We start from the raw sequence: 18433 nt of genomic DNA, 5'->3' as shown, positions 1-18433 counted from the left end.
AGTAGTACGATGGCGAAACTGCATGATTACTACAAAGACGAAGTAGTCGCTAAACTCATGACTGAGTTTAACTACAATTCTGTCATGCAAGTCCCTCGGGTCGAGAAGATCACCCTGAACATGGGTGTTGGTGAAGCGATCGCTGACAAGAAACTGCTGGATAACGCAGCAGCTGACCTGACAGCAATCTCCGGTCAAAAACCGCTGATCACCAAAGCACGCAAATCAGTTGCAGGCTTCAAAATCCGTCAGGGCTATCCGATCGGCTGTAAAGTAACTCTGCGTGGCGAACGCATGTGGGAGTTCTTTGAGCGTCTGATCACTATTGCTGTTCCACGTATCCGTGACTTCCGTGGCCTGTCCGCTAAGTCATTCGATGGCCGTGGTAACTACAGCATGGGTGTCCGTGAGCAGATCATCTTCCCAGAAATCGACTACGATAAAGTCGACCGCGTGCGTGGTTTGGATATTACCATTACCACTACTGCGAAATCTGACGAAGAAGGCCGTGCTCTGCTGGCTGCCTTTGACTTCCCGTTCCGCAAGTAAGGTAGGGTTACTGAATGGCTAAGCAATCAATGAAAGCACGCGAAGTAAAGCGCGTAGCTTTAGCTGATAAGTACTTCGCAAAACGCGCTGAACTGAAAGCTATTATCTCTGATGTGAACGCGACCGACGAAGATCGTTGGAACGCAGTTCTGAAGCTGCAGTCTCTGCCGCGTGATTCCAGCCCGTCCCGTCAGCGTAACCGCTGCCGTCAAACAGGTCGTCCGCATGGCTATGTGGGCAAGTTCGGGTTGAGCCGTATCAAACTGCGTGAAGCCGCAATGCGCGGTGAAGTACCAGGCTTGAAAAAGGCTAGCTGGTAATTACCAATTGAATCACGGGAGTAAAGACAGATGAGCATGCAAGATCCGATCGCGGATATGCTGACCCGTATCCGTAACGGTCAGGCCGCGAATAAAGCTGCGGTCACCATGCCTTCCTCCAAGCTGAAAGTGGCAATTGCCAACGTGCTGAAGGAAGAAGGTTTTATTGAAGATTTTAAAGTTGAAGGCGACACCAAGCCGGAACTGGAACTTACTCTTAAGTATTTCCAGGGTAAAGCTGTTGTAGAAAGCATTCAGCGTGTCAGTCGCCCAGGTCTGCGCATTTATAAGCGTAAAGACGAGCTGCCGAAAGTTATGGCTGGCATGGGTATCGCAGTTGTTTCTACCTCTAAAGGTGTTATGACTGATCGTGCAGCGCGCCAGGCTGGTCTTGGTGGCGAAATTATCTGCTACGTAGCCTAATCGGAGGAAAAAATGTCTCGTGTTGCTAAAGCACCGGTCGTTATTCCTGCCGGCGTTGATGTAAAAATCGACGGTCAGGTTATTACGATCAAAGGTAAAAACGGCGAGCTGACTCGTACTCTCAACGATGCTGTTGCAGTAAATCATGCAGATAATGCACTGACCTTCGGTCCGCGTGATGGTTACGCAGATGGATGGGCTCAGGCTGGTACCGCGCGTGCCCTGCTGAATGCAATGGTTGTCGGTGTTACCGAAGGCTTCACTAAGAAGCTGCAGCTGGTTGGTGTAGGTTATCGTGCAGCGGTCAAAGGGAATGTAGTAAACCTGGCTTTAGGTTTCTCTCATCCAGTTGATCATCAGCTGCCGGCAGGTATCACTGCAGAATGTCCGACTCAGACTGAAATCGTGCTGAAAGGCGCTGATAAACAGCTGATCGGTCAGGTTGCGGCAGATCTGCGCGCCTACCGTCGTCCTGAGCCTTACAAAGGCAAGGGTGTTCGTTACGCCGACGAAGTCGTGCGTACCAAAGAGGCTAAGAAGAAGTAAGGTAACACTATGGATAAGAAATCTGCTCGTATCCGTCGTGCGACCCGCGCACGCCGCAAGCTCAAAGAGCTGGGCGCAACTCGCCTGGTGGTACATCGTACCCCGCGTCATATTTACGCACAGGTAATTGCACCGAACGGTTCTGAAGTTCTGGTAGCTGCTTCTACTGTAGAAAAAGCTATCGCTGAACAACTGAAGTACACCGGTAACAAAGACGCTGCAGCAGCTGTGGGTAAAGCTGTCGCCGAACGCGCTCTGGAAAAAGGCATCAAAGATGTGTCCTTTGACCGTTCCGGGTTCCAATATCATGGTCGTGTCCAGGCACTGGCAGATGCTGCCCGTGAAGCTGGCCTTCAGTTCTAAGGTAGAGGTGTAAGATGGCTCACATCGAAAAACAAGCTGGCGAACTGCAGGAAAAGCTGATCGCGGTAAACCGCGTATCTAAAACCGTTAAAGGTGGTCGTATTTTCTCCTTCACAGCTCTGACTGTAGTTGGCGATGGTAACGGTCGCGTTGGTTTTGGTTACGGTAAAGCGCGTGAAGTTCCAGCAGCGATCCAGAAAGCGATGGAAAAAGCCCGTCGCAATATGATTAACGTCGCGCTGAACCACGGCACCCTGCAGCACCCGGTTAAGGGTACTCACACGGGTTCTCGTGTATTCATGCAGCCGGCTTCCGAAGGTACCGGTATCATCGCCGGTGGTGCAATGCGCGCCGTTCTGGAAGTCGCTGGAGTTCGTAACGTTCTGGCTAAAGCGTATGGTTCCACCAACCCGATTAACGTGGTTCGTGCAACTATCGACGGTCTGGAAAATATGAAATCTCCGGAAATGGTCGCTGCCAAGCGTGGTAAATCCGTTGAAGAAATTCTGGGGAAATAAACCATGGCAAAGACTATTAAAATTACTCAAACCCGCAGTGCAATCGGTCGTCTGCCGAAACACAAGGCAACGCTGCTTGGCCTGGGTCTGCGTCGTATTGGTCACACCGTAGAACGCGAGGATACTCCTGCTGTTCGTGGTATGGTCAACGCGGTTTCCTTCATGGTTAAAGTTGAGGAGTAAGAGATGCGTTTAAATACTCTGTCTCCGGCCGAAGGCTCCAAAAAGGCGGGTAAACGCCTGGGTCGTGGTATCGGTTCTGGCCTCGGTAAAACCGGTGGTCGTGGTCACAAAGGTCAGAAGTCTCGTTCTGGCGGTGGCGTACGTCGCGGTTTCGAGGGTGGTCAGATGCCTCTGTACCGTCGTCTGCCGAAATTCGGCTTCACTTCACGTAAAGCAGCGATTACAGCCGAAGTTCGTCTGTCTGACCTGGCTAAAGTTGAAGGCGGTATTGTAGACCTGAACACGCTGAAAGCAGCTAACATTATCGGTATCCAGATCGAGTTCGCGAAAGTGATCCTGGCTGGTGAAGTCACTACTCCGGTAACTGTTCGTGGCCTGCGTGTTACTAAAGGCGCTCGTGCTGCTATCGAAGCTGCTGGCGGTAAAATCGAGGAATAAGTAGCAGATGGCTAAACAACCGGGATTAGATTTTCAAAGTGCCAAAGGTGGCTTAGGCGAGCTGAAACGCAGACTGCTGTTTGTAATCGGTGCGCTTATTGTGTTCCGTATTGGCTCTTTCATTCCGATCCCTGGTATTGATGCCGCTGTACTTGCCAAACTGCTTGAGCAACAGCGAGGCACCATCATTGAAATGTTTAACATGTTCTCTGGTGGTGCTCTCAGCCGTGCTTCTATCTTTGCTCTGGGGATCATGCCGTATATCTCGGCGTCGATCATTATCCAGCTGCTGACGGTGGTTCACCCAACGCTGGCAGAAATTAAGAAAGAAGGGGAGTCTGGTCGTCGTAAGATCAGCCAGTACACCCGCTACGGTACTCTGGTGCTGGCAATATTCCAGTCGATCGGTATTGCTACCGGTCTGCCGAATATGCCTGGTATGCAGGGCCTGGTAATGAATCCAGGCTTTGCATTCTATTTCACCGCTGTTGTAAGTCTGGTTACAGGAACGATGTTCCTGATGTGGTTGGGCGAACAGATTACTGAACGTGGTATCGGCAACGGTATCTCAATCATTATCTTCGCCGGTATCGTTGCGGGACTCCCGCCAGCCATTGCCCATACTATCGAGCAAGCGCGTCAAGGCGACCTGCACTTCCTCGTGTTGCTGTTGGTTGCAGTATTAGTATTTGCAGTGACGTTCTTTGTTGTATTTGTTGAGCGTGGTCAACGCCGTATTGTGGTAAACTACGCGAAACGTCAGCAAGGTCGTCGTGTCTATGCTGCACAGAGCACACATTTACCGCTGAAAGTGAATATGGCGGGGGTAATCCCGGCAATCTTCGCTTCCAGTATTATTCTGTTCCCGGCGACCATCGCGTCATGGTTCGGGGGCGGGACTGGTTGGAACTGGCTGACAACAATTTCGCTGTATTTGCAGCCTGGGCAACCGCTTTATGTGTTACTCTATGCGTCTGCAATCATATTCTTCTGTTTCTTCTACACGGCGTTGGTCTTCAACCCGCGTGAAACAGCAGATAACCTGAAGAAGTCCGGTGCATTTGTACCAGGAATTCGTCCGGGAGAGCAAACGGCGAAGTATATCGATAAAGTAATGACCCGCCTGACTTTGGTTGGTGCGCTCTACATTACCTTTATCTGCCTGATCCCGGAGTTCATGCGTGATGCAATGAAAGTACCGTTCTACTTTGGTGGGACCTCACTGCTTATCGTTGTTGTCGTGATTATGGACTTTATGGCTCAAGTGCAAACTCTGATGATGTCAAGTCAGTACGAGTCTGCATTGAAGAAGGCGAATCTGAAAGGCTACGGCCGTTAACAGTCGCCCGAGAAGTTACGGAGAGTAAAAATGAAAGTTCGTGCTTCCGTCAAGAAATTATGCCGTAACTGCAAAATCGTTAAGCGTGATGGTGTCATCCGTGTGATTTGCAGTGCCGAGCCGAAGCATAAACAGCGCCAAGGCTGATTTATTCGCATATTTTTCTTGCAAAGTTGGGTTGAGCTGGCTAGATTAGCCAGCCAATCTTTTGTATGTCTGTGCGTTTCCATTTGAGTATCCTGAAAACGGGCTTTTCAGCATGGTGCGTACATATTAAATAGTAGGAGTGCATAGTGGCCCGTATAGCAGGCATTAACATTCCTGATCAGAAACATGCTGTGATCGCATTAACTTCGATCTACGGCGTCGGCAAGACCCGTTCTAAAGCCATTCTGGCTGCAGCGGGTATCGCTGAAGATGTTAAGATCAGTGAGCTGTCTGAAGAACAAATCGACACGCTGCGTGACGAAGTTGCCAAATTTGTCGTTGAAGGTGATCTGCGCCGTGAAGTTAGCATGAGCATCAAGCGCCTTATGGACCTTGGTTGCTATCGCGGTTTGCGTCATCGTCGTGGTCTCCCGGTTCGCGGTCAGCGTACCAAGACCAACGCACGTACCCGTAAGGGTCCGCGCAAACCGATCAAGAAATAATCGGGGTGATTGAATAATGGCAAAGGCACCAATTCGTGCACGTAAACGTGTAAGAAAACAAGTCTCTGACGGCGTGGCTCATATCCATGCTTCTTTTAACAACACCATCGTTACCATTACTGATCGTCAGGGTAACGCACTGGGTTGGGCAACAGCCGGTGGTTCCGGTTTCCGTGGTTCTCGCAAATCCACTCCGTTTGCAGCTCAGGTTGCAGCAGAGCGTTGCGCTGAAGCCGTAAAAGAATACGGTATCAAGAATCTGGAAGTTATGGTCAAAGGACCGGGTCCAGGTCGCGAATCTACTGTTCGTGCTCTGAACGCCGCTGGTTTCCGCATCACTAATATTACTGATGTGACTCCGATCCCTCATAACGGTTGTCGTCCGCCGAAAAAACGTCGCGTATAACGCTGTCGTTTCTAGGATTGTTGGAGAAAGAAAATGGCAAGATATTTGGGTCCTAAGCTCAAGCTGAGCCGTCGTGAGGGCACTGACTTATTCCTTAAGTCTGGCGTTCGCGCGATCGATACCAAGTGTAAAATTGAACAAGCTCCTGGCCAGCACGGTGCGCGTAAACCGCGTCTGTCTGACTATGGTGTGCAGTTGCGTGAAAAGCAAAAAGTTCGCCGTATCTATGGTGTGCTGGAGCGTCAGTTCCGTAACTACTACAAAGAAGCAGCACGTCTGAAAGGCAACACCGGTGAAAACCTGTTGGGTCTGCTGGAAGGTCGTCTGGACAACGTTGTATACCGTATGGGCTTCGGTGCCACTCGTGCAGAAGCACGTCAGCTGGTCAGCCATAAAGCAATTATGGTAAACGGTCGTGTTGTTAACATCGCTTCTTATCAGGTTAGTCCGAATGACGTTGTTAGCATTCGTGAGAAAGCGAAGAAGCAGTCTCGCGTGAAAGCCGCTCTGGAGCTGGCTGAGCAGCGTGAAAAGCCAACCTGGCTGGAAGTTGATGCTGGCAAGATGGAAGGTACGTTCAAGCGTAAGCCGGAGCGTTCTGATCTGTCTGCGGACATTAACGAACACCTGATCGTCGAGCTTTACTCCAAGTAAAGCTTAGTACCAAAGAGAGGACACAATGCAGGGTTCTGTGACAGAGTTTCTAAAACCGCGCCTGGTAGATATCGAGCAAGTGAGTTCGACGCACGCCAAGGTGACCCTTGAGCCTTTAGAGCGTGGCTTTGGCCATACTTTGGGTAACGCACTGCGCCGTATTCTGCTCTCATCGATGCCGGGTTGCGCGGTGACCGAGGTTGAGATTGATGGTGTACTACATGAGTACAGCACCAAAGAAGGCGTTCAGGAAGATATCCTGGAAATCCTGCTCAACCTGAAAGGGCTGGCGGTGAGAGTTCAGGGTAAAGATGACGTTATTCTTACCTTGAATAAATCTGGCATTGGCCCTGTGACTGCAGCCGACATTACCCATGATGGTGATGTCGAAATCGTCAAGCCACAGCACGTGATCTGCCACCTGACCGATGAGAACGCATCTATTAGTATGCGCATCAAAGTTCAGCGCGGTCGTGGTTATGTGCCGGCTTCTACCCGAATTCATTCGGAAGAAGATGAGCGCCCAATCGGCCGTCTGCTGGTCGACGCATGCTACAGCCCTGTAGAGCGTATTGCCTACAATGTTGAAGCAGCGCGTGTAGAACAGCGTACCGACCTGGACAAGCTGGTCATCGAAATGGAAACCAACGGCACAATCGATCCTGAAGAGGCGATTCGTCGTGCGGCAACCATTCTGGCTGAACAACTGGAAGCTTTTGTTGACTTACGTGATGTACGTCAGCCGGAAGTTAAAGAAGAGAAACCAGAATTCGATCCGATCCTGCTGCGCCCTGTTGACGATCTGGAATTGACTGTCCGCTCTGCTAACTGCCTCAAAGCAGAAGCTATCCACTATATCGGTGATCTGGTACAGCGTACTGAGGTTGAGCTTCTTAAGACGCCTAACCTTGGTAAAAAATCTCTTACTGAGATTAAAGACGTGCTGGCTTCCCGTGGACTGTCTCTGGGCATGCGCCTGGAAAACTGGCCACCGGCAAGCATCGCTGACGAGTAACCGGATCACAGGTTAAGGTTTTACTGAGAAGGATAAGGTCATGCGCCATCGTAAGAGTGGTCGTCAACTGAACCGCAACAGCAGCCATCGCCAGGCTATGTTCCGCAATATGGCAGGTTCACTGGTTCGTCATGAAATCATCAAGACGACTCTGCCGAAAGCGAAAGAGCTGCGTCGCGTAGTTGAGCCGCTGATTACTCTTGCCAAGACTGATAGCGTAGCTAATCGTCGTCTGGCATTCGCCCGTACTCGTGATAACGAGATCGTGGCAAAACTGTTTAACGAACTGGGCCCGCGTTTCGCGAGCCGCGCCGGTGGTTACACTCGCATTCTGAAGTGTGGTTTCCGTGCAGGCGACAACGCGCCGATGGCATACATCGAGCTGGTTGATCGTTCAGAGAAAACAGAAGCTGCTGCAGAGTAATCTGTAGTAACGTAAAAAAACCCGCCTCGGCGGGTTTTTTTATATCCGCCCTATCCCCACTTATCTACAATATCTGTACTCTTTTTGTTCATCCCCTGGAGCGTTATATGTGGTTACTGGACCAGTGGGCAGAGCGCCATATTATTGCTGCACAGTCTAAAGGCGAGTTTGATGATTTACCTGGTACAGGCGAACCGCTTACGCTTGATGATGATTCCCATATTCCGCCAGAACTTCGGGCCGGATACCGTTTATTAAAAAATGCAGGTTGTCTTCCACCTGAGCTTGAGCAGCGCAGAGAGGCGATCCAGCTGCTTGAAATACTCGCGGGGATCCGCAAAGATGATCCCAATTATCAGGAAGTCAGTCGTCGGTTGTCGCTACTGGAGCTAAAACTTCGACAAGCTGGACTTAGCACCGAGTTTTTACACGGCGAATACACAGATAAGCTGCTACAGAAGATCAACGACAAATAGCGGAGAGAGCATGTACCGAATTGGTGAATTAGCGAAGCTGGCTGACGTGACGCCGGATACTATCCGTTACTATGAAAAGCAGCAGATGATGGAACATGAAGTACGTACCGAAGGCGGGTTTCGCCTCTACACTGAAAGCGATCTTCAGCGTCTGAAGTTTATTCGTTATGCCCGGCAGCTTGGTTTTACACTGGAGTCGATTCGCGAACTGCTTTCGATCCGCATAGATCCAGAGCACCATACCTGCCAAGAATCAAAAGGGATCGTTCAGGAAAGATTACAAGAGGTCGAAGCGCGCATAGCGGAGCTTCAGGCGATGCAACGATCGTTACAACGATTAAATGACGCGTGCTGTGGTAAAGCACATAGCAGTGTGTACTGTTCTATTCTTGAAGCACTTGAACAAGGCGCCAGCGGGACAATATCAGACCGTTGATTTTTTGCACGGTCAGGTCTACACTCCCGGCGTAAATTACCCCACAAACTGGAGAGAGTATGAGCCGTTATCAGCATACCAAAGGACAGATAAAGGACAACGCCATTGAGGCGCTTCTGCATGATCCACTGTTCAGGCAGCGCATTGAGAAAAATAAAAAAGGGAAGGGAAGTTATCTACGTAAAGGTAAACATGGCAATCGGGGAAACTGGGAGGCCAGTGGCAAGAAAGTGAAGCACTTTTTTACCACTGGCCTTTTTGTTTCAATGAACGCTTAAGAGCGGTTGTTCTGTTCTTTCAGCAGGTCACGAATTTCACTTAGTAATACTTCTTCTTTAGATGGTGCAGGGGGCGCCGCTGGCTCCTCAGCTTTTTTACGATTCAATTTATTGATCAGTTTGATTGCCATAAAGATAGCAAACGCAACAATAATGAAATCGAAGACATTCTGAATGAATACGCCGTAATGCATGACTACCGCCGGGATGTCTCCCTGCGCATCACGTAACGTTAAAGCAAACTGTTTAAAATCAATCCCACCAATTAACAACCCCAGTGGCGGCATGATGATATCGGCAACCAGTGATGAAACGATCTTACCAAATGCCGCACCAATAATGACACCCACTGCCAAATCGACAACATTCCCGCGCATCGCGAATTCGCGAAACTCTTTAATAATGCTCATTTTATTCTCCCTATGCAGCTGACGTTTATAAGTTTAACAAATGTTTAGGCAATTTCCATTTATGTATTGCGGAAAGGAAAAATTATTAGGCCCTGATAAATAAAGGGAAATAAAAAGGGCGCCATATTAGCGCCCAAATTATTACAGGAAGAAGGGGCTTGGCTGGAATAAGCGCTCGACGTCGGTAATAAACTTTTTATCTGTCAGGAACATAATAACGTGATCGCCCTGTTCAATACGCAGGTTGTCATTGGCAATCATCACATCATTACCCCGTACAACGGCGCCAATAATGGTTCCGGGCGGAAGTTTAATTTCATCAATTGAGCGACCTACCACCCGTGAGGTTGTCTCATCACCGTGTGCGACGGCTTCAATGGCTTCCGCTACGCCGCGGCGTAGTGATGAAACACCAACAATATCAGCTTTACGCACATGGCTCAGGAGTGCGGAGATGGTCGCCTGCTGCGGTGAAATCGCAATATCGATCACGCTGCCCTGTACCAGATCGACGTACGCTCTGCGTTGGATCAGCACCATCACTTTCTTGGCGCCCATTCGTTTAGCCAGCATCGCCGACATGATGTTAGCTTCATCGTCGTTGGTCACCGCAATGAACAGATCAACCTGATCGATATGTTCTTCCGCCAGGAGCTCTTGATCCGAAGCATCGCCAAAAAAGACGATCGTATTTTGCAATTTCTCTGCAAGCTCCGATGCGCGCTGCTGATTACGCTCGATCAGTTTGACGCTGTAATCTTTTTCCAGACGCCGCGCGAGCCCCGCACCGATATTACCGCCACCGACTAACATAATGCGTTTGTACGGCTTTTCCAGACGCTGTAGCTCGCTCATGACGGCGCGAATGTGCTGTGATGCCGCGATAAAGAAAACCTCATCACCCGCTTCAACGATGGTAGAACCCTGCGGGCGAATTGGCCTGTCATGACGGAATATTGCCGCAACGCGGGTATCGATATGCGGCATGTGATCGCGCATTGTCGACAACGCATTACCGATTAGCGGTCCGCCGTAATAAGCTTTCACGACCGCCAGACTGACTTTGCCCTCGGCAAAATTCACGACTTGCAATGCGCCCGGATATTCAATCAGGCGGTAAATGCTATCGATAACCAGTTGCTCAGGCGCAATCAGATGATCGATAGGGACAGCATCGGATTGGAATAGCTTGTCCGCATCGCGAACATAATCCGGTGAACGAATACGGGCGATACGGTTAGGCGTATTAAACAGGGAATAAGCTACCTGGCAGGCAACCATATTTGTTTCATCTGAGCTGGTTACGGCAACCAGCATATCGGCATCGTCGGCACCAGCCTCACGCAATACACGGGGATGTGAACCATGTCCTTGCACGACGCGGAGATCGAACTTGTCCTGCAAGCTGCGCAGGCGCTCACCATTGGTATCGACTACCGTGATATCGTTGTTCTCTCCGACCAGGTTTTCAGCCAGCGTACCGCCAACTTGCCCTGCGCCAAGAATGATAATTTTCATCAGTCGCGACCCGTTATCTCATCACTTTTTGATTAGCTTAGCGTAAAAGAAGCCGTCGCCATCTTCTGCACCCGGTAAATTCTGACGTCCCGGCTGCTCTGGCGTACCGGTTTCGCTTAACACCGCATCCGGTGTGCGTGCAAGGAACGCGGCGATCTGCTGTTGGTTTTCTTCTGGCAGAATAGAACAGGTTGCATAGACTAGCGTGCCGCCAGGCTTAAGGTGTGTCCAGGTGGCATTGAGGATCTCCGCCTGCAACTGAGCGAGTTCGGCAATATCCCGATCGCGACGCAGCCATTTGATATCCGGATGGCGACGGATTACACCAGTGGCAGAACATGGGGCGTCCAGCAAAATACGGTCAAATTGTTGCTCACCGCACCACTGCTGTGGATAGCGACCATCACCCTGCTTCACGGTCGCTTTCATGCCCAGGCGTTTCAGGTTGTCATACACGCGAGACAGGCGTTTATCGTCGACATCGACTGCCATCACGTTCGCATCTGGCGCGACCTCCAGAATATGGGTGGTCTTGCCACCGGGAGCGCAACATAAATCAAGGATCTGCTCTCCGTTTTGTGGCTGCAGATAGCTGACGCAACCCTGGGCGGAGGCATCCTGAACGGTGACCCAACCTTGCTCAAAACCAGGCAGAGCGAGTACGGGGGCAGGTGTCTCCAGACGGACTGCATCCGGGTAATTCGGATGAGGGAAACCGGTCAATCCTGCTTCGGCGAGTAGTTCCAGCCAGGCGTCGCGCGTATGGTGGTTGCGATTGACACGGAGCCACATTGGCGGACGTTGGTTATTAGCCTCAAGTATGGCTTCCCACTGCTGTGGATAAGCGGCTTTAATACGTTTTACCAGCCAGGAGGGGTGTAAGAAACGCAGATCGCTTTGTGCGAACTCGGTCTGCAGTTCTTCCTGACGGCGCTGGAACTGGCGTAATACGCCATTGATCAGCCCTTTCAGTTGCGGACGCTTGATCACCACCGCGCCTTCTACGGTTTCTGCCAGCACAGCATGGGGGGGAATACGGGTATGCAGCAGTTGGTAGAAGCCCACCATGATCAGGTAGTGAACGGTACGCTGTTTGCCCGTCATTGGACGTTCCATCAGTTGCTGGATCATCCATTCCAGTTGCGAGAGTGTGCGCAATACGCCGAAGCAAAGCTCTTGCAACAGCGCTTTATCTTTATCGGCAACTTTTTGCTGCATGGCGGGCAGCACGTTGCTTAATGATTGCCCCTTTTCGACAACCTGCTCGACGGTCTGGGCCGCCATACTGCGTAAATTAAGATGTTTTTTCATAAGTGCGAAAATAAAAATGCCCGGTAACACCGGGCTTAAAGAGATGAACCGTCAGGCCAGACGGTTTCCGGGCACAAACCACTCCCGGCGCGAATTAAGCAGATCCTGCGCACTCATGGCTTTTTTGCCTGCAGGCTGCAAAGAGACGAGATTCAGGATGCCGTCGCCTGTTGCAACCTGGATACCCTGACGGGTCGCTTCCAAAATTGTGCCTGGTTCAGCGTTAGCGGGCGTATCGATCACCGTCGCCTGCCAAATTTTTACTGGTTGCTCGTCGATGACGATATAGCTCATTGGCCACGGGTTAAAGGCGCGGATGCAGCGCTCCAACTGAGCGGCCGAAAGTGACCAGTCGATACGGGCCTCTTCTTTACTGAGTTTCTCTGCATGCGTAACCAGTGATTCATCTTGTACCACGGGTTTTATCGTGCCAGCAGCCAGCTGTTTTAGCGTTTCAATCAGCCCCTGAGGCCCCAGGTCTGCCAGCTTGTCGTATAACGAACCGCTGGTATCCTCTGCCGTAATCGGGCAGGAGAGCTTAAGCAGCATATCACCGGTGTCGAGACCAACATCCATTTGCATGATGGTAACACCCGTTTCGCTATCGCCAGCCCACAGTGAACGTTGAATCGGTGCTGCGCCACGCCAGCGTGGAAGCAGGGAACCGTGAACGTTGATACAACCCAGGCGCGGCATTTCCAGCACGGCTTTTGGCAGAATCAGTCCATATGCCACTACCACCATCACGTCTGCGTGTAAATCAGCAACCAACTGTTGGTTTTCCTGAGGGCGAAGAGAGACGGGCTGGAAAACCGGTATCCCTTTTTCTTCTGCTAACACTTTTACCGGGCTGGGCATCAGCTTTTTACCGCGTCCCGCAGGGCGGTCCGGTTGGGTAAACACGCCAACGACGTTATGTCCAGAAGACAACAGCGCGTCAAGGTGACGCGCTGCAAAGTCAGGTGTACCCGCAAAAATAATACGTAGTGAGTCTGACACGTTGATTCTTGTCCTTAAGCTCGGGCGTTCAGGCGGTCGAGTTTTTCAACTTTCTGACGAATACGTTGTTGCTTCAACGGAGACAGATAATCGATAAACAGTTTACCGACCAGGTGATCCATTTCATGTTGAATGCAGATAGCGAGCAGGCCATCGGCTTCCAGTTCAAAAGATTTACCGTCGCGATTGAGCGCACGAATTTTTACTTTCTCAGCACGTGGTACTAACGCACGCTGTTCGGGGATAGACAGGCAACCTTCTTCAATGCCGGTTTCGCCATCTTTCTCCAGCAGCTCCGGGTTGATTAAAACCAACTGCTCGTCGCGATTTTCAGAGACATCAATAACAATGATGCGCTGATGGATGTCGACCTGTGTTGCCGCCAGACCGATACCCTCTTCTGCGTACATCGTTTCGAACATATCATCAACGATACGCTGAATTTCTGCATTCACTTCTTCAACCGGTTTTGCGACTTTGCGAAGACGCTCGTCCGGAATATGTAACACTTGCAAAACTGACATAGTTATCCAGAGTTGTGTTCAGGAGTTGAAAAGATTATTACCTCTATTCTAGACAAAACCCCCTCTGATTGACAGCATCAGTGACCAATCGCAAAGATTGCCAGGACTGCTTGTGGCAGGGGAGCAGGGATGACCCAAATTGAAATTTGGCTATGTTTAGCGCAAGTGAATGAACTGTATGGTGATGAGATGGTGCGCCTTGCCCACTGGCTCAATGCCCAACCCTGTATTAACAACACGATACTCCAGCACGCAGGATTATCTTCCCGCCAGGCCATGCGCTTTTTAACCTTTTCAGAACAGTTACTGGAAAAAACGCTGCGTTGGTTGGAGCAGCCGAACCACCATTTAGTGGTTGCCGACAGTGAGCATTATCCGTCCCAGCTGCGCGCGATTGAAGATTATCCTGGGGTACTTTTCGTTGCCGGTACTCCCACATGCCTGCATTCATTTCAGGTTGCCGTCGTCGGTAGTCGCCAACATTCATGGTATGGCGAACGTTGGGGGCGATTATTTTGCGAAAAGCTTGCCGCGTTTGGGGTGACGATAACCAGTGGGCTGGCCCGAGGGATTGATGGCGTGGCGCATAATGCGGCGATAAACCGACAAGGCACGAGTATTGCGGTGCTGGGAAATGGGCTTGAGACCATTCATCCACGACAGCATGTCCGTCTCGCCGAACGTCTGATCGATTCCGGAGGCGCATTGGTGTCTGAGTTCCCATTAGATACGCTCCCACTGCCGCGCAATTTTCCCCGACGAAATCGCATTATCAGTGGTCTAAGTAAAGGTATCCTGGTCGTTGAGGCCGCGCAGCGCAGCGGTTCATTGGTCACAGCACGCTGTGCGCTGGAACAAGGGCGGGAGGTTTTTGCTTTGCCTGGACCGATTGGGAGTCCGGGAAGTGAAGGTCCACATTGGCTTATTCAGCAGGGAGCCACGCTTGTGACCGCACCAGAGGAAATTCTGGAAAATTTGCAATATGGGCTGCAATGGTTGCCAGATGAACCTGAAAAATCAATTTATTCGCCAGATCACGAAGAGGTGGCATTGCCATTTCCTGAGCTCCTGGCTAACGTAGGAGATGAGGTAACACCTGTTGACGTCGTCGCTGAACGTGCCGGCCAACCTGTGCCAGAGGTAGTGGCTCAACTACTCGAACTGGAGTTAGCAGGATGGATCGCAGCTGTACCCGGCGGCTATGTCCGATTGAGGAGGGCATGCCATGTTCGACGTACTAATGTATTTGTTTGAGACATATATCCATAACGAAGCTGAGCTGCGTGTGGATCAGGACAAACTGGAACGGGATCTTACCGACGCTGGTTTTGATCGTGAAGACATCTACAACGCGTTACTGTGGCTGGAAAAGCTTGCTGATTATCAGGATGGCCTTGCCGAACCTATGCAGCTGGCGTCTGACCCTCTTTCTCTGCGTATTTATACTGCAGAAGAATGTGAACGACTGGATGCGAGCTGTCGCGGATTCTTGCTATTCCTGGAGCAGATTCAGGTGCTAAACCTCGAAACGCGAGAAATGGTAATTGAGCGCGTACTCGCGCTGGATACGGCAGAGTTTGATCTGGAAGACCTGAAGTGGGTAATCCTGATGGTGCTATTCAACATTCCGGGTTGTGAAAATGCCTATCAGCAAATGGAAGAATTACTCTTTGAAGTGAATGAAGGTATGCTGCATTAATCAATCTTCATTCAGTATGAGTTGTTATGGCTAAATCAGCACTGTTTACGGTGCGTAAAAACGAGCCCTGCCCACAATGCGGGGCCGAACTGGTTATTCGCTCCGGGAAACACGGTCCGTTTCTCGGTTGTTCACACTATCCAGATTGCGATTATGTCCGTCCGCTGAAATCATCGGCGGACGGACATATTGTCAAAGTTCTGGAGGGTAAGTTTTGCCCGGCATGTGGCGCTGAGTTGGTGCTGCGACAAGGGCGATTCGGTATGTTTATCGGATGCAGTGACTATCCTGCATGCGATCACACCGAGCTTATCGACAAGCCTGATGAAACAGCAATCGTCTGTCCTCAATGCCAGACCGGTCACCTGGTCCAGCGGCGTTCCCGTTATGGCAAAACTTTTTACTCCTGCGATCGCTATCCGGAGTGCCAGTTTGTCATTAACTTCAAACCGTTAGCCGGAGAGTGTCCAGAGTGCCATTATCCGCTACTCATCGAAAAGAAAACCGCGCAGGGTGTGAAGCATTTCTGTGCCAGTAAACAATGTGGAAAGCCGATTTCGGCGGAATAAAAAAGTGAATAATAACCTGCCCACAGGCCCTATCGCTGCTGCAATAGAGGTACTGAACCAAGAGAAAGTCATCGCCTATCCAACAGAAGCTGTATTTGGTGTCGGCTGCGATCCCGACAGCGAAACGGCAGTTAGCCGTTTGTTGGAACTTAAACAACGCCCGGTCGAGAAAGGCCTAATTTTGATTGCGGCTAACTTTGAGCAACTTAAGCCCTATATTGACGATAGCTCGCTTACTGATGCTCAACGTGAGGCTATCTTCGCTCGCTGGCCTGGTCCTGTCACCTTCGTTTTCCCAGCGCTTGCGTCTACACCTCGTTGGTTGACCGGTCGTTTTGATTCGCTGGCCGTGCGTGTCACAGATCATCCGCTGGTGGTTGCACTGTGCCAGGCTTATGGCAAACCTATCGTTTCCACCAGTGCTAATTTGAGTGGCTTACCGCCTTGCCGAACGGTAGAGGAAGTCCGCGCACAGTTCGGTACAGACTTTCCCGTTGTTGAAGGAGAGACCGGAGGGCGTTTGAATCCTTCGGAGATCCGTGATGCACTGACGGGTGAACAGTTTCGACAGGGGTAATATGAAAGAAGCCTATGCTGTTTTTGGTAATCCGATAGCGCACAGTAAATCGCCTTTTATTCATCAGCAATTTGCAGAGCAGCTGAAGATTGATTACTCCTATGGACGTGTACTGGCGCCGATCAATGACTTTGTGAATTCGCTGAACGCCTTTTTTGTTGAGGGGGGGAAGGGGGCAAATGTCACCGTTCCTTTTAAAGAAGAGGCGTTTGCGCATGCCGATGAATTAACAGACCGGGCATCGCTAGCTGGTGCAGTCAACACCCTTAAACGGCTGGAGGATGGTCGTTTGCTGGGAGATAACACGGATGGTATCGGTTTATTAAGCGATCTTGAGCGTTTATCTTTCATTCGTCCCGGCTCGCGAATTCTGCTGATTGGTGCGGGCGGTGCATCCCGTGGGGTATTGCTACCTCTTCTTTCTATGGATTGTGCGGTGACCATTGTTAATCGTACGGCCTCCCGCGCTGAAGAACTGGCACAGCTCTTCTCTCATACCGGTAGCGTGCAGGCGGTGGGAATGGACGAACTTGATAATCACAGCTTTGATCTGATTATTAACGCGACGTCCAGCGGTATTAACGGTGAGGTCCCGTCTATTCCGGCATCTCTTATCCATCCCTCCGTCTACTGCTACGACATGTTTTATCAGAAAGGGAATACGCCGTTCCTTTCCTGGTGTGAAAAGCATGGGGCGAAACAGTATGCCGATGGTCTGGGGATGCTGGTGGGACAAGCTGCACATGCCGTTTTACTCTGGCATGGCGTTTTACCCCAGATTGAGCCGGTCATTAAAAGCATGCAACAGGAATTGTCGGCATGAATCAGGCGATCCAGTTTCCCGATCGAGAAGAATGGCGGACGGATGTGAATGCCATTGTTTTCCCTGCAATGGTTCATGGCATGCAGTTAACATGTGCCATATCGGGAAAGATGTTGGCGTCCCGCTTTGGCGGCGAGACGCCTGAACAGTGGCTGGAAATCTTTCGAGTACATCGCTGGGACCTGGAGGAAGAGGCCGAAGCATTGATCCAGGACCAGCAGGAAGATGCTCAGGGTTGGGTGTGGCTACTCTGACTTAAATACTCATCTTTCCACTTAACATAGTTGTTAGCTGAGTATTGCAAGCCTGCTTTCTCTTCATCGCTTAATGGACGAATCTGCTTAACCGGGCTTCCCAGGTACAGATATCCACTCTCCAGGCGTTTGTTTTGCGGAACCAGGCTTCCCGCCCCAATCATAACGTCGTCTTCAACAACGACACCGTCCAACAGAATCGATCCCATACCGACTAATACGCGGTTACCAATGGTACAACCGTGCAGCATGACTTTATGACCAACTGTGACATCTTCACCTACGATCAGCGGATTACCCTGCGGATTGGATGTAGATTTATGTGTGACATGTAGAACGCTGCCGTCCTGAATGTTTGTACGCGCACCGATTTGCACGTAGTTCACGTCGCCACGGATCGCGACCAGTGGCCAAATTCCGACATCATCAGCTAAACGGGCATCACCAATGACCACGCTACTGGTGTCGATCATCACGCGTTTTCCGATCTGTGGGAAAAGATCCTTATAAGGGCGCAGTACATCAGACATGTTTACCTCAGCGAAAATAGAGCGGTAATGAAGACTTTGGTTGGATTATCGAGACTGTGCAAGTGATTTATCTATCAAAAATCAGCCAAATTGCGCAGGAATATAGCGAAAGGAGTGAAAAACAAGCATTCAGCAAAAAAGATCCAAAAAATACTTGTGCTAAAAAATGGGATCCCTATAATGCGCCTCCATCGACACGGC

General features: G+C 50.5%; 30 protein-coding genes. 24 read left to right on the top strand and 6 right to left on the bottom strand.

Features of this window, described 5'->3' with window-relative positions; all coding sequences use genetic code 11:
* Nucleotides 1-9 precede the first annotated feature (9 nt).
* The 18 genes from rplE (at nt 10) to FDX04_RS19210 (ending at nt 9018) form a co-directional block, all read left to right on the top strand.
* Entirely contained in the window at nt 10-549 is a 540-nt protein-coding gene (rplE, locus tag FDX04_RS19295; protein ID WP_003031123.1) for a 50S ribosomal protein L5, read from the top strand.
* Between the two features lie 14 nt (nt 550-563).
* The gene (gene rpsN / locus FDX04_RS19290; protein ID WP_003031125.1) at nt 564-869 is read left to right on the top strand and encodes a 30S ribosomal protein S14; all 306 of its coding nucleotides are present in this window, start codon (nt 564-566) and stop codon (nt 867-869) included.
* A gap of 30 nt (nt 870-899) precedes the next feature.
* Complete coding sequence (rpsH, locus tag FDX04_RS19285; protein ID WP_003031127.1) at nt 900-1292, top strand: 30S ribosomal protein S8; 393 nt, start codon at nt 900-902, stop codon at nt 1290-1292.
* 12 nt (nt 1293-1304) lie between these two features.
* Nucleotides 1305-1838 carry a 50S ribosomal protein L6 gene (gene rplF, locus FDX04_RS19280; protein WP_137361344.1) on the top strand — a complete coding sequence of 178 codons (534 nt, stop codon included), beginning with the start codon at nt 1305-1307 and terminating at the stop codon, nt 1836-1838.
* Between the two features lie 9 nt (nt 1839-1847).
* On the top strand, nt 1848-2201 hold the full coding sequence (gene rplR, locus FDX04_RS19275) for a 50S ribosomal protein L18 (RefSeq protein WP_000358956.1): 354 nt from the start codon (nt 1848-1850) through the stop codon (nt 2199-2201).
* Nucleotides 2202-2215: 14 nt separating this feature from the next.
* Entirely contained in the window at nt 2216-2719 is a 504-nt protein-coding gene (gene rpsE, locus FDX04_RS19270; protein ID WP_003031131.1) for a 30S ribosomal protein S5, read from the top strand.
* A gap of 3 nt (nt 2720-2722) precedes the next feature.
* Nucleotides 2723-2902, top strand: a complete 180-nt coding sequence (rpmD, locus tag FDX04_RS19265; protein WP_001140434.1) for a 50S ribosomal protein L30 — start codon at nt 2723-2725, stop codon at nt 2900-2902.
* A 3-nt stretch (nt 2903-2905) separates the two neighbouring features.
* Entirely contained in the window at nt 2906-3340 is a 435-nt protein-coding gene (gene rplO, locus FDX04_RS19260; protein WP_042002878.1) for a 50S ribosomal protein L15, read from the top strand.
* Nucleotides 3341-3347: 7 nt separating this feature from the next.
* Nucleotides 3348-4679 (top strand): preprotein translocase subunit SecY, encoded by a 1332-nt coding sequence (gene secY / locus FDX04_RS19255; protein ID WP_001118864.1) that lies wholly within the window; start codon nt 3348-3350, stop codon nt 4677-4679.
* 30 nt (nt 4680-4709) lie between these two features.
* Nucleotides 4710-4826, top strand: coding sequence for a 50S ribosomal protein L36 (rpmJ, locus tag FDX04_RS19250; RefSeq protein ID WP_000868187.1), 117 nt, complete (start codon nt 4710-4712; stop codon nt 4824-4826).
* 146 nt (nt 4827-4972) lie between these two features.
* The gene (rpsM, locus tag FDX04_RS19245) at nt 4973-5329 is read left to right on the top strand and encodes a 30S ribosomal protein S13 (protein ID WP_003031135.1); all 357 of its coding nucleotides are present in this window, start codon (nt 4973-4975) and stop codon (nt 5327-5329) included.
* A 16-nt stretch (nt 5330-5345) separates the two neighbouring features.
* Entirely contained in the window at nt 5346-5735 is a 390-nt protein-coding gene (gene rpsK, locus FDX04_RS19240) for a 30S ribosomal protein S11 (RefSeq protein WP_003031137.1), read from the top strand.
* Between the two features lie 33 nt (nt 5736-5768).
* A complete protein-coding gene (gene rpsD / locus FDX04_RS19235) occupies nt 5769-6389 on the top strand; it encodes a 30S ribosomal protein S4 (protein ID WP_003031138.1) in 621 nt (206 codons plus the stop codon).
* Nucleotides 6390-6414: 25 nt separating this feature from the next.
* Nucleotides 6415-7404 (top strand): DNA-directed RNA polymerase subunit alpha, encoded by a 990-nt coding sequence (rpoA, locus tag FDX04_RS19230; protein ID WP_003031139.1) that lies wholly within the window; start codon nt 6415-6417, stop codon nt 7402-7404.
* A gap of 40 nt (nt 7405-7444) precedes the next feature.
* The gene (rplQ, locus tag FDX04_RS19225) at nt 7445-7828 is read left to right on the top strand and encodes a 50S ribosomal protein L17 (RefSeq protein WP_001216370.1); all 384 of its coding nucleotides are present in this window, start codon (nt 7445-7447) and stop codon (nt 7826-7828) included.
* 107 nt (nt 7829-7935) lie between these two features.
* Nucleotides 7936-8304, top strand: coding sequence for a DUF1992 domain-containing protein (locus tag FDX04_RS19220; RefSeq protein ID WP_137371354.1), 369 nt, complete (start codon nt 7936-7938; stop codon nt 8302-8304).
* A 10-nt stretch (nt 8305-8314) separates the two neighbouring features.
* Nucleotides 8315-8740: a Zn(2+)-responsive transcriptional regulator gene (zntR, locus tag FDX04_RS19215; RefSeq protein WP_042312097.1), complete on the top strand. Its 426-nt coding sequence runs from the start codon at nt 8315-8317 to the stop codon at nt 8738-8740.
* Between the two features lie 59 nt (nt 8741-8799).
* Entirely contained in the window at nt 8800-9018 is a 219-nt protein-coding gene (locus FDX04_RS19210; RefSeq protein WP_042312099.1) for an alternative ribosome-rescue factor A, read from the top strand.
* Here the strand turns inward: FDX04_RS19210 and mscL are convergent.
* The 5 genes from mscL to def all read right to left on the bottom strand — a co-directional run bounded on the left by mscL (nt 9015) and on the right by def (nt 13780).
* Complete coding sequence (gene mscL, locus FDX04_RS19205) at nt 9015-9428, bottom strand: large-conductance mechanosensitive channel protein MscL (RefSeq protein WP_003031152.1); 414 nt, start codon at nt 9426-9428, stop codon at nt 9015-9017. The genes FDX04_RS19210 and mscL overlap by 4 nt on opposite strands.
* A 141-nt stretch (nt 9429-9569) precedes the next feature.
* Entirely contained in the window at nt 9570-10946 is a 1377-nt protein-coding gene (gene trkA, locus FDX04_RS19200) for a Trk system potassium transporter TrkA (protein WP_006687350.1), read from the bottom strand.
* A gap of 21 nt (nt 10947-10967) precedes the next feature.
* A complete protein-coding gene (gene rsmB, locus FDX04_RS19195; protein ID WP_137361343.1) occupies nt 10968-12257 on the bottom strand; it encodes a 16S rRNA (cytosine(967)-C(5))-methyltransferase RsmB in 1290 nt (429 codons plus the stop codon).
* 51 nt (nt 12258-12308) lie between these two features.
* Nucleotides 12309-13256 carry a methionyl-tRNA formyltransferase gene (fmt, locus tag FDX04_RS19190; protein WP_042312102.1) on the bottom strand — a complete coding sequence of 316 codons (948 nt, stop codon included), beginning with the start codon at nt 13254-13256 and terminating at the stop codon, nt 12309-12311.
* Nucleotides 13257-13270: 14 nt separating this feature from the next.
* Nucleotides 13271-13780, bottom strand: a complete 510-nt coding sequence (gene def, locus FDX04_RS19185; protein WP_038634641.1) for a peptide deformylase — start codon at nt 13778-13780, stop codon at nt 13271-13273.
* 129 nt (nt 13781-13909) lie between these two features.
* On the opposite strand from def, the gene dprA reads away from it, so the two are divergent.
* The 6 genes from dprA to FDX04_RS19155 are packed head-to-tail and all read left to right on the top strand — an operon-like array spanning nt 13910 to nt 17702.
* A complete protein-coding gene (gene dprA, locus FDX04_RS19180) occupies nt 13910-15034 on the top strand; it encodes a DNA-protecting protein DprA (RefSeq protein ID WP_137361342.1) in 1125 nt (374 codons plus the stop codon).
* Entirely contained in the window at nt 15006-15479 is a 474-nt protein-coding gene (smg, locus tag FDX04_RS19175) for a DUF494 family protein Smg (RefSeq protein ID WP_038634635.1), read from the top strand. The genes dprA and smg overlap by 29 nt, the downstream gene beginning before the upstream one ends.
* Nucleotides 15480-15505: 26 nt before the next feature.
* Entirely contained in the window at nt 15506-16048 is a 543-nt protein-coding gene (locus FDX04_RS19170) for a type I DNA topoisomerase (protein WP_042312108.1), read from the top strand.
* Nucleotides 16049-16052: 4 nt separating this feature from the next.
* Nucleotides 16053-16625: an L-threonylcarbamoyladenylate synthase type 1 TsaC gene (gene tsaC / locus FDX04_RS19165; RefSeq protein WP_042312111.1), complete on the top strand. Its 573-nt coding sequence runs from the start codon at nt 16053-16055 to the stop codon at nt 16623-16625.
* 1 nt (nt 16626) lies between these two features.
* The gene (gene aroE / locus FDX04_RS19160) at nt 16627-17448 is read left to right on the top strand and encodes a shikimate dehydrogenase (RefSeq protein ID WP_137371353.1); all 822 of its coding nucleotides are present in this window, start codon (nt 16627-16629) and stop codon (nt 17446-17448) included.
* Nucleotides 17445-17702, top strand: a complete 258-nt coding sequence (locus tag FDX04_RS19155) for a DUF1488 domain-containing protein (RefSeq protein WP_042312114.1) — start codon at nt 17445-17447, stop codon at nt 17700-17702. The genes aroE and FDX04_RS19155 overlap by 4 nt, the downstream gene beginning before the upstream one ends.
* Here the strand turns inward: FDX04_RS19155 and FDX04_RS19150 are convergent.
* On the bottom strand, nt 17678-18232 hold the full coding sequence (locus FDX04_RS19150) for a gamma carbonic anhydrase family protein (protein WP_042312116.1): 555 nt from the start codon (nt 18230-18232) through the stop codon (nt 17678-17680). The genes FDX04_RS19155 and FDX04_RS19150 overlap by 25 nt on opposite strands.
* Nucleotides 18233-18433: the final 201 nt, after the last annotated feature.

This window comes from Citrobacter sp. wls615, from assembly GCF_005281355.1.
GTDB lineage: Bacteria > Pseudomonadota > Gammaproteobacteria > Enterobacterales > Enterobacteriaceae > Citrobacter > Citrobacter werkmanii.
This window is presented reverse-complemented; position numbering and strand designations above follow the sequence as displayed.